We start from the raw sequence: 10,446 nt of genomic DNA, 5'->3' as shown, positions 1-10,446 counted from the left end.
GGTTAGAACCGGCCATACCACTCACGACCCTTTATTCGATGACGGCCATGCCGTGGGCGCCCGCGTCCGCGGCCAAGGTGTTCACCACCTCCATGGCGGCGATGTCGAGCACCGTCACGGTGCCGGAACCCGAGTTCGCGACAAACGCGAAGGCACCGTCGGCCGTCGACCGGATGCTCAGTGCGCCCGCCCCGATCGGCACCCGCTTCAGCAACTCGAGCGAGTCGGCGTCGTAGATCCGCAGCATTCCCTCGCCCATGACAAGCCCCTCCGGGCCGACCGAAGCGGGCACCTCGGAAACCAGGAGTTTGCCGGACGTCGTGGCGTGCACGGCCGTGACCGGCTCGTCGGTTCCGACGACCTGGGTCACGAAGTCGGTGTCCGTGTCGATCACGCGCAGGCCGTTCGCCTCGGTGCGCTCCTCCGCGCGGAAGACCGGTCCCGCGACGATGACCCGGCCGGGCAGCGCCGCGATGCCTTCGGTGCTCGGCACCTCGACGCGGTCGGTCATCTTGCCCGCGATCAGGTCGACCACCGAGACGAACGGGGTCTCCTTGTTGGCCGTGTAGATCCGGGAGCTGTCCGGGGTGATGGCGAACCAGTGCGGCCCGTCGGCGTCGACCGGGATGCGGTCGAGGACCTTGCGGGTGGCGGGGTCGATCATGAGGATCGCGCCGGTGCGGCCTTCGCCGGACTCGACGGCGACGTAGAGGTTGTCGGTGGCCGCGTCCCACTGGAGGTCGTGCGGGCCGTGGTCGGGCGCGATGTCGATGGTGTCGACCAGCTTGCGGGATTCGGCGTCGATCACGCTGATCAGGCTGGCGCGGCCGGAGTTCTGGAAGTACCAGCCCGATTTGTACGTGTGGCTGACGTAGATGAGCCCGCGCTCGGCGTCGAAGCAGGCTTCGTGCGGCTCCGGCGCGATGTCGACGGTGGCGAGGCGTTCGCCGGTGCCGGTGTCGAGGAAGACGAGGGTCGCGTCGCGCTGGCAGGCAATGGCGAGTGTTGTCATGTCTTCGAAGTTAGGAGCGACCACGGATTATCGCCAGTGCAACGTTGGCAATGAGTAGTTGCGCCTGTGATAATCGGCGGCATGGAGCTGGACATGAACCTGGTGGTCGCGCTGGACGCGTTGCTGCGCGAGAACAGTGTCACCGCCGCGGCCGAGGCGTTGCACACCTCGGCGCCCGCGATGAGCCGGACGCTGGCCCGGCTTCGCCGCGTGCTCGACGACCCGCTCCTGGTGCGCGCCGGCCGGACGCTCGTGCCAACGCCGCGGGCACAGGAGCTGCGGCCGGAGGTGCGCGCACTCGTCGAGCGGGCGCGAGCGGTTTTCGCTCCACCGCAGGATCTTGATCCGTCCACAGTGGAACGCTCGTTCGCGATCCAGACCAGCGACGCGTTGCTGTCGATGGTGGCGGCCCCGCTGATCGCCGACCTCCGCCGCCACGCGCCGGGCATCACGCTGCGCTTCCGCCCGGAGTCCATGGAGGACACACCCGCCTTGCGCGAGGGCACGATCGACCTCGAACTCGGCGTCATCGATCACACCGACCCCGAGATACTCACCGAGTCGCTGAGCACCTCGACCATGAGCGGCGTCGTGCGCGCCTCGCACCCGCTGGCGAAGGGCCGGGTCACCGCCCGCCGCTTCGCCGACGCCGACCACGTCGTGGTGTCCCGCCGCGGCCGCACCCGAGGCCCGATCGACGACCGACTCGAGGACCTCGGCCTGAGCAGGCGCGTGGTCGCGGTGGTACCCACCTATTCCGCCTCGATGTTCCTGGCCCGCGACACCGACGTCGTCTGCCTCGCCGCGTGCCGGATCGGCGCGGAGTGGATCGAGGCGCTCGGCCTGCGCACGATCGAGATCCCGCTCGACCTCCCGCCGGTCGTCGTCGGCATGGCCTGGCATCCCCGCAACGACGCCGACCGCGTCCACCGCTGGCTCCGCGACCGCGTCCGCGCCGTGCTGGCCGACTGAGCGGTCCCGTTTTCCAGAAGAATTGAAAACCCGCACCGGATGCACACACAAAAGCCGCACAAAAAGCGCACAGAGCGAATTTTCGGTCACCTGTTCGGATGACGACTGTGATCATGGAACGTTCTTGCCGCACTGGGCGGTTAGGGTGAAATGCGCGCGTTCCCGAAGAGGACGAGAGCCGCCCGAATAACACCCAGAACATTCCCGGACACTCGTCCGCTGTGAAAGCAGGATCTCGCCATGGCCCATCCGCATGCCATGGCCATCCCGTTCGCGGCGGGGATCACGGCCTCGGTGTTCCCGGCGCCCGCCACCGCGATCCGCACCAACGATCCCGTTGCCGTGGCCGGGATCCGCGGCTTCGCCCGCTATCAGGCCGCCGCCGCGCGCACCATCGCGGCCATGGTGCTCGGCGTGACGGCGCCCGCGACCGAGCGCCTGATCGAAGGCGCGCTCAACGCCGCGACCACCTGGCGCTACCGGGTCGCCGAGCAGTCGGGCGAGACCGAGCTGCCGCGGTACCGCATGCCGTTGACCATGGCCAGGTATCGGCGGATCGGGTACGTCGGCAAGGCCAGGGAAGGCGCCACCTGGCACGCGCCGACCGGCACCTACTTCGGCGGCCTCGCCACTCCGGCCCACCACACACTGGGATTGTTCGGCCGCTACGCCGTCAACCGCTTCGCGGAGGCCGAATCCTGCCGGGACACCTTGCGCAATCAGCTCGTACTCGGCAACGGGTCCGTCATCGCCGGCGGTGCGCTGCTCAGGCGATCGGCCGCCGCGGACGTGGCCGACCTGGTCAGGCGCAGCGCGGCTTTACGGGGCGAGACAGGGGAACCCGAGACCGGCGGCAACGCGATGTACGCCGTCAGCGCACCACCCGCCGACTCCGAGACGATCAACCGCGCGGCCACCACCGCACTCGCGGACGCGTTGAACGCCGCGGCGGACAACGACATCGACACCGCGAGCAGGCTGTGGGCCTTCGGCGCGTACTGCCTCTACCAAGCCCCGCGAACGGCGCGCGGATCCGACGCGGCCTGCCGGGTCGCGCTGGCAGCGCTCGGCGCCATCGCGCTGCGCCGTATTCCGTGGCTGCCGCACGACATCGACCTGCGCGCGCAAGTGCTGGAGCAAACCGTCTTCGTCGAGCAGCTCATCGCCACCCACCATCGGGAAAGCCCCGCCACCACCGGGGCGGCACCCCGAGATGACAAGTAACCCAAACCCTGGTGTGAAGGGAGCCTTCACCCAAGTCGAAGCGTGTGAAGGGAGCCTTCACCACGTATGGCTGTGTGAAGGGAGCCTTCACAAGGTCGAACTGTGTGAAGGCTCCCTTCACAAGGTCCAGCTGGCCCTCACTCAGCTGCCCTGGGGCACGCCACATTTGGCTTTCCCCTTAATAGCCGTCGGGAACGCTCACGAGGCCTGGTCATGCGTGAACGGGGGTTCCCCCGCTGCGTTCAGTGCAGCGGGGGAACCCCTCGTTCACGAGGCCGAGGCCGGTGTTACTTGTTGGTGCCGGGGGTGAGGACCTTGTCGATCACGAAGACGGTCGCGTTCTTCGTGGGGATGTTGCCGCAAAGGATCTTCGCGCCGTTGACGGTCATGTCGGCACCCGATCCCTCGATCTTCAGCGGGCCCGCCGCGGTGTCGAGCGAGGTCAGCGTGCCGGCCGAAGCCAGTCCCTTGGCGTCGTAACGCTTGCCGACGACGTGGTACTGCAGGATCGGGGCCAGCTGGTCGGGCTTGCCTGCGAGCTCGGCGAACTTGGCGTCGCCCAGTGCGGCGAAGGCGGGGTCGGCCGGCGCGAAGACCGTGATGGCCTCGGCGCTGTTGAGCGTGTCGACCAGGTTGGTGGCCTTGACGGCGGCGACCAGCTTGGTGAGCAGCGGGTTGGTGGACGCGGCCGAGGCGACCGGCTGCGGGCCCATGGAGTCCAGCGAGCCGGGCGCGTTGCCCTGGGGGAGCTGGGAACACGCGGGGCCGAAGACGTCGGCGTTGGTGGTGACACCGGCCGCGGCGGCCGGCGACGACGGCGCGGCCATCGACGAGGACGGAGCGGGCGCCGGTGCGCTGGAGCCGCTCGAAGCCGTGTCGCTGCCACTGCACGCGGTCAGCGCGAGCGCTGCGATGGCGGTGATACCGATGCCAGCGGTACGGAGCTTGTTCATGACTGCCTCATTCGGTGAATTGTTTGTGCTCTCGGAGGTGATTCGGCGCCCGATGGGAACCGGATTGGTCTTTCCCGGAATTTCTTTTCAGGCACCCGTCAGAGTGGCGCTGTGCCAGCCGGTCGCGCCATCCGGTACGGTGCCCGCGCGCGCGTCGGTCTGGGTGTAGCCGGATTTGTCGGTGGCGCGGCAGAAAACCTGATGCACACCCTTCGGGATCCGCACCTCGGTCCACCACATCCGCCAGGTGTCGAGGTTGACCTCCCGCGACAAAGTGGTTTCCTGCCAAGGACCTTGGTCGACCCTGACCTCCACCTTCGCGATCCCGGTGTGCTGCGCCCAAGCCACCCCGGAAATCCGGACCGTTCCGGCCGTGACGTTCGCGAAACCGCGGTGCGAATCGATGCGCGACTCGGTTTTGATCGGTGCCTGCTCGCCCCAGCCGCGTTTGAGCCAATACGACTGCCGGGATTTCCAGGTGGTGACTTCGATGTCGACCACCCATTTCGTCGCCGAGACATAGCCGTAAAGTCCCGGCGTGACCAGACGGGCGGGAAAACCGTGTTCGAGTGGCAGCGGCTCGCCGTTCATGCCGATGGCGAGCATCGCGCCACGCGCGCGGTCACGCGCGGCGTCGACCGGCGTGCCGGAGGTCCAGCCGTCGACGCTGGTGCAGAAAAGCTGTTCCGCGCCAGGCTGGACACCCGCTTCGTCCAGCAGGTCCGCCAGGTCGACGCCGATGAAGTTCGAAGTGGACACATAGTCGCCACCAACCTCATTGGACACACAGGTCATGGTTATCGTGCGCTCTACCAGCGGCCGGTTGCGGATGTCGTCATAGCTGTACCGGATCTCCTTGCCGACCATGCCGTGCAGGCGCAGGCTCCAGTCCTCGGTCCGCACCTGTGGCACGGTCAACGCGGTGTCGACGCGATAGAACCTCTGGTTCGGGGTAAGGAAAGCGGGTGTGCCGAGCTTCGAGAAGTCGGCGTCGGCCGGGATCGCGGGAGCCGAACGCGCGGGCACGAGCTTGCCGACGGCTTCGCGTGACGCGTTCGCGTCGCGGGTCGAGCTGATGAGCTGCCCGCCCAGCCCGGCGACACCGGCACCCGCCACGACCCCCGCGCCGCTGATCAGGAAGGCGCGCCGCGAGTTGCCGATCTTCTCGCCGGACTCGGACCTACGCCAGATCCTGGGCGCTTTCCGGTGCAGGAAAAGAAAAACGGCCACTCCGGCGAGTACGCTCGCCAGTGGAGCGAGCAGCGCGACCGCGGTCAGGTTCGGCCGTGAGTACACGGCGACACCGCCGACGAGTCCGAAAAGGACGATCGCGCCGGCGCCCGGCAGCGGTGAGCGCAGCGACAGCACGCCGGCGAGGGCGGCGACCCCGATCATGGTCACCGCCATGCCGCCGAGCAGCACCACCTTGTCGTAGGTGCCGAAGGTCCGTACCGCGAAGTCCTTCAGTTCGATGGGAGTCAGGTCGATCGCGCCGTTGCCCACCGCCAGATAGGGCGACGCGCTGACATTGATGAAGCCCGCCACGAGATGCCCTGCGGCGAGCGCGGCGGCCAGCGCGAGCACGCCGGTGGCCGCCGCGGAGAACAGGCGCAGCCGTGGCCGGTACGGCTGTGGCGCGCTCTCGGCGATCACGGTTCGCTGTTCGGTCATGCCCGGTATTCGGCGCGCCGGGCCGCGCGTATTGGTCGCTGGGCCGATCAGGTGACGTGAGGCACGTCGTCATCGGCTCACCGGCTGTCCGAAGTGGAGGGTCTCGCCAGCCGGTTCCACCTCGGAGACCGTGATCGGGCCGAGTTCGGCCAGCAGCGCGAGCACGCCGTCGACCAGCCGGGGCGGTGCCGACGCGCCCGCGGTGAGCCCGATGGTCCGCACACCGGTCAGCCACGCCGGGCGGATGGCCGCCGCGTTCTCGATGAGGTGTGCGGGCCTGCGATGGCGGTGCGCGAGTTCGACGAGCCGCAGGGAGTTGGCCGAGTTCATCGGCCCCAGCACCAGCACGAGATCCGACTCGACCGCCATCGCGGCCAGCGCGTCCTGCCGGTCGGTCGCCGCGTGGCAGACCGCGGTCGACGTCGCCCCGCGCAGCGCCGGGAACCGCAGGTGCAACGCCTCGACGATCTCGGTGGTCTGGTCGGCGGCCAAGGTGGTCTGCGTCAGGTAGGACACCCTGGCCGGATCCCGCACCTCGAGCGCCGCCACGTCGGTGACGTCCTGCACCAGCCGGGTGTCGCCGGGTGCCTGGCCGAGAGTGCCCTCGACCTCGTCGTGCCCGGCCTTGCCGATCAGGACGACGGTGTCACCCCGTGACGCGAACCGGCGGACTTCGGCGTGACTCTTGGTGACCAGCGGGCAGGTCGCGTCGATGACGTCGAGTTTCCGTGCAGCGGCTTCCGCGCGCACCGACGGCGAGACGCCGTGCGCCGAAAACATCACCGTGGAACCGTCGGGAACTTCGTCGAGTTCGTCCACGAAGATCGCGCCGCGTGTTTCAAGATCGGCGATGACGCTTTTGTTGTTCACGATCCGTTTGTGTACGTAGATCGGTTTTCGGTCTACGAGGTCCTCGATGATCGAAATCGCGCGTTCCACTCCGGCGCAGTAGGACCTCGGCGCCGCGAGTAGCACGGTGCGCGGCCGGGAAACCGCCCGCCAGGCCAGGTCTTCCACGTCGACAGTCACCACTGAATCCACCAATCCGGGTCGTGGGTCGATTTCGGCGACGGTGACGCTAACACCGTCGGCGGGTAACCTGAAGTCCCGCGAGAGAGCCGGTTTTCTTCACCCGAACAGCGGTGAGGCGCACCACCGGTGGCGACATTTTTCCGCTCGGCTGATTATGTGCCGCGAGAACTGATCGACTGTTGCCCGCTTGCTCCATTAGTGCGCGAGAAAGTCAGCTCTGTGCGGCTCGAGTGCGTTTTTTGTGCGAGCGGGGACCCGAAAAATTTGCCATTCCGTTGCCTACCTTGTCACCCGTTGGTGACGGGCCAACCGGGTAGGCGACGATTGCGACAGGCAGCGCGGTCCTCGTGGCGTCCGGCCTGGCCGGGCGGCGGCCGGGTGTCACCAAAGCCTGCGCGCTCAGAAAAAAGTCCAGCCCCGGCCGTTGTCGCGGCCGGGGCTGGACTGTCCTAACAGGATCAGACGTCGTAGCGGTCGAGGTCCATGACCTTGACCCACGCCGCCACGAAGTCCTCGACGAACTTCGCCTTGGCGTCATCGCTCGCGTAGACCTCGGCGAGCGCGCGCAGCTCGGAGTTCGAGCCGAACACGAGGTCGACCCGGCTGCCGGTCCACTTGACCTCGCCGGTCGCGGTGTCGCGGCCCTCGAAGGTCTCCGCGTCGGCCGAGGTCGGCTTCCACTCGATGCCCATGTCGAGCAGGTTCGCGAAGAAGTCGTTGGTCAGCGACTCCGGCGTCTCGGTGAGCACGCCCACCGTGGACTGCTTGGTGTTCGCGCCCAGCACCCGCAGGCCGCCGACCAGGACGGTCATCTCGGGCGCGCTCAGCGTGAGCAGGTTCGCGCGGTCGATCAGCAGGTACTCGGCGGGGAGCCGGTGACCCTTGCCGCGGTAGTTGCGGAAGCCGTCCGAGGTCGGCTCCAGCGCGGCGAAGGACTCGACGTCCGTCTGCTCCTGCGACGCGTCCGTGCGGCCGGGGGTGAACGGCACCTCGACGTCGTGGCCTGCGGCCTTGGCGGCCTTCTCCACGGCGGCGGTGCCACCGAGCACGACCAGGTCGGCGATCGAGACCTTCTTGCCGAAGGACGACTGGATCCCCTCGAGCGTGCGGAGCACGGTCGACAGCGACTCGGGGTCGTTGACCTCCCAGTTGCGCTGCGGCTCGAGGCGGATGCGGCCGCCGTTGGCGCCACCGCGCTTGTCACTGCCACGGAACGTCGAAGCCGACGCCCACGCGGCGGAGACCAGCTGCGAGACCGACAGGCCCGAAGCGAGGATCTGCTCCTTGAGCGAGGCGATGTCGGCCGCGTCGATCAGCTCGTGGTCGACCGCGGGGATCGGGTCCTGCCAGAGCAGGCTCTCCTGCGGCACCAGCGGGCCGAGGTAGCGCTGGATCGGGCCCATGTCGCGGTGCGTCAGCTTGTACCAGGCGCGGGCGAACGCGTCGGCGAACTGGTCCGGGTTCTCCAGGAAGCGGCGCGAGATCTGCTCGTAGACCGGGTCGACCCGCAGCGAGAGGTCGGTCGTGAGCATCGTCGGCGGGCGGTTGAACGTGCCGTCCTCGGGGTCGGGGATGGTGTTCGCGCCCGCGCCGTCCTTCGCCACCCACTGGTGGGCGCCTGCCGGGCTCGAGGTCAGCTCCCACTCGTACTTGAACAGGTTCTCGAAGAACTGGTTGCTCCACCGGGTCGGGGTGGAGGTCCAGGTGACCTCGAGACCACTGGTGATGGCGTCGCGGCCCTTGCCGCTGCCGAAGCTGTTCTTCCAGCCGAAGCCCTGCTCCTCGAGCGGGGCGCCTTCCGGCTCGGCGCCGACGTACTCGTCGGGGTTCGCCGCGCCGTGGGTCTTGCCGAAGGTGTGCCCGCCCGCGATGAGCGCGACGGTCTCCTCGTCGTTCATCGCCATGCGGCGGAACGTCTCGCGGATGTCGCGCGCGGCGGCCAGCGGGTCGGGGTTGCCGTTGGGGCCCTCGGGGTTGACGTAGATGAGGCCCATCTGGACCGCACCCAGCGGGCTCTCCAGCTCGCGGTCGCCCGAGTAGCGCTCGTCGCCGAGCCAGGTGGTCTCGGGGCCCCAGTAGACGTCCTCGTCCGGCTCCCACACGTCGGCGCGGCCACCGGCGAAGCCGAAGGTCTTGAAGCCCATGGTCTCCAGCGCGCGGTTACCGGCGAAGATCATCAGGTCGGCCCACGAGATCTTGCGGCCGTACTTCTTCTTGACCGGCCACAGCAGGCGCCGCGCCTTGTCGAGGTTTCCGTTGTCCGGCCAGCTGTTCAGCGGGGCGAAGCGCTGCATGCCGGCGCCCGCGCCACCACGGCCGTCTTCGATGCGGTAGGTGCCGGCGCTGTGCCACGCCATGCGGATCATGAACGGGCCGTAGTGCCCGAAGTCCGCGGGCCACCAGTCCTGCGAGCTCGTCATCACCGCGTCGACGTCCGCGGCCAGCGCGTCGAGGTCGAGCGAGTTGAACTCGGCGGCGTAGTCGAAGTCCTCGCCCATGGGGTTGGCCACGGCGGGGTGCTTGCGCAGGATCTTCAGGTTGAGCTGGTTCGGCCACCAGTCACGGTTGCTGCCGCCCTCGGTCGGGTGCTGGATGCGCCCGTGTGCGACCGGGCACCCGCCCGCGCTCTCCACGTTCATCTCGCCGACAACGGCGTCAGGACTGTCAGACACAGAAATCCTTCCGGAATAAGGGGTGTTCAGGAACTGGACGCGGAGGAGCAACTCGGGCACAGGCCCCAGTAGATGACCTCGGCCTCGTCGATCGCGAACCCGTGATCTTCGGAGGCGGACAGGCAGGGTGCGTGGCCGACCGCGCAATCGACATCGGCGATCGCGCCGCACAACCGGCACACGACATGGTGGTGGTTGTCCCCGACCCGCGCCTCATAGCGCGCCACGGAGCCGAGCGGCTGGATGCGCCGCACGAGCCCCGCGGTGGTGAGTGCCCGCAGCACGTCGTAGACGGCCTGGTGGGACACTTCGGCGAGATCCGCGCGCACCACACCGATGATCGAGTCGGTGTCGGCGTGCGGATGGGCGTGTACCGCGTGCAGCACGGACAAGCGAGGGCGGGTCACGCGGAGCGCGGCCCCACGCAACATACGCTCGAAGTCCGCGGTGGTGGGCACGGCACGAAGTCTGCCCTGTTTTCTTGAATGAATCAAGTCAAGGCCCCCGGGCGGGTGACCCCGGCCACGTTCTACCTGGTCAGAGGTCATGAGTGTTGCCCGCCGGTTAGAACCGGCCGCAACGCTCACGACTCCAGGTTCCTTCAGCGGGCGAGGGTGCCCGCTCGGGCTTTGTCCGGTGCGGCTGCCGTGCAGGAGGGGCGGACACGCGTGCACAGCGGGCGGACACGCGTGCACAGGGCGCGGAAACGCCCGGGATCGAGAAGGTCCGTCGGCGTGTCCGCGTTCCCTGTACGCGTGTCCGCTACTCCTGCGCGCGTGTCCGCGTTCTGTGCACAGTGCCGGGCTCGCCATGTAGGGGGTCCGGGGTGGGGGGGGGGCGGGGGGAGCCCGCCGCCCCCAGCCACCCCCCCCGACCCGCACACGCCGGAGCCGAGGGGGAGGGGAACGCC

The 10,446-nt window shown here is 68.6% G+C and carries 8 protein-coding genes; 2 read left to right on the top strand and 6 right to left on the bottom strand.

Going from position 1 to position 10,446, the window contains the following annotated elements; translation table 11 throughout:
* Nucleotides 1–31 precede the first annotated feature (31 nt).
* Nucleotides 32–1,012, bottom strand: coding sequence for a YncE family protein (locus ACFV15_RS46440; RefSeq protein ID WP_378359684.1), 981 nt, complete (start codon nucleotides 1,010–1,012; stop codon nucleotides 32–34).
* Between the two features lie 81 nt (nucleotides 1,013–1,093).
* On the opposite strand from ACFV15_RS46440, the gene ACFV15_RS46435 reads away from it, so the two are divergent.
* Nucleotides 1,094–1,984 (top strand): LysR family transcriptional regulator, encoded by an 891-nt coding sequence (locus tag ACFV15_RS46435; RefSeq protein WP_378359682.1) that lies wholly within the window; start codon nucleotides 1,094–1,096, stop codon nucleotides 1,982–1,984.
* A 240-nt stretch (nucleotides 1,985–2,224) separates the two neighbouring features.
* Entirely contained in the window at nucleotides 2,225–3,208 is a 984-nt protein-coding gene (locus ACFV15_RS46430; protein ID WP_378359681.1) for a hypothetical protein, read from the top strand.
* A gap of 287 nt (nucleotides 3,209–3,495) precedes the next feature.
* Here the strand turns inward: ACFV15_RS46430 and ACFV15_RS46425 are convergent, their stop codons facing one another.
* From ACFV15_RS46425 to ACFV15_RS46405, 5 genes are all read right to left on the bottom strand, one after another.
* Nucleotides 3,496–4,161, bottom strand: coding sequence for a fasciclin domain-containing protein (locus ACFV15_RS46425; protein ID WP_378359680.1), 666 nt, complete (start codon nucleotides 4,159–4,161; stop codon nucleotides 3,496–3,498).
* Nucleotides 4,162–4,248: 87 nt separating this feature from the next.
* On the bottom strand, nucleotides 4,249–5,832 hold the full coding sequence (locus ACFV15_RS46420) for a molybdopterin-dependent oxidoreductase (protein WP_378359679.1): 1,584 nt from the start codon (nucleotides 5,830–5,832) through the stop codon (nucleotides 4,249–4,251).
* 69 nt (nucleotides 5,833–5,901) lie between these two features.
* A complete protein-coding gene (gene ispH / locus ACFV15_RS46415; protein WP_378359678.1) occupies nucleotides 5,902–6,861 on the bottom strand; it encodes a 4-hydroxy-3-methylbut-2-enyl diphosphate reductase in 960 nt (319 codons plus the stop codon).
* A gap of 461 nt (nucleotides 6,862–7,322) precedes the next feature.
* Nucleotides 7,323–9,536: a catalase/peroxidase HPI gene (gene katG, locus ACFV15_RS46410; protein WP_378359676.1), complete on the bottom strand. Its 2,214-nt coding sequence runs from the start codon at nucleotides 9,534–9,536 to the stop codon at nucleotides 7,323–7,325.
* Between the two features lie 26 nt (nucleotides 9,537–9,562).
* Complete coding sequence (locus ACFV15_RS46405) at nucleotides 9,563–9,994, bottom strand: Fur family transcriptional regulator (RefSeq protein ID WP_378359674.1); 432 nt, start codon at nucleotides 9,992–9,994, stop codon at nucleotides 9,563–9,565.
* Between the last annotated feature and the right edge of the window lie 452 nt (nucleotides 9,995–10,446).

Source organism: Amycolatopsis sp. NPDC059657, from assembly GCF_042734395.1.
Classification (GTDB): domain Bacteria; phylum Actinomycetota; class Actinomycetes; order Mycobacteriales; family Pseudonocardiaceae; genus Amycolatopsis.
The sequence above is the reverse complement of the archived record's forward strand: the minus strand, read 5'-3'. Positions and strand labels throughout refer to the sequence as shown.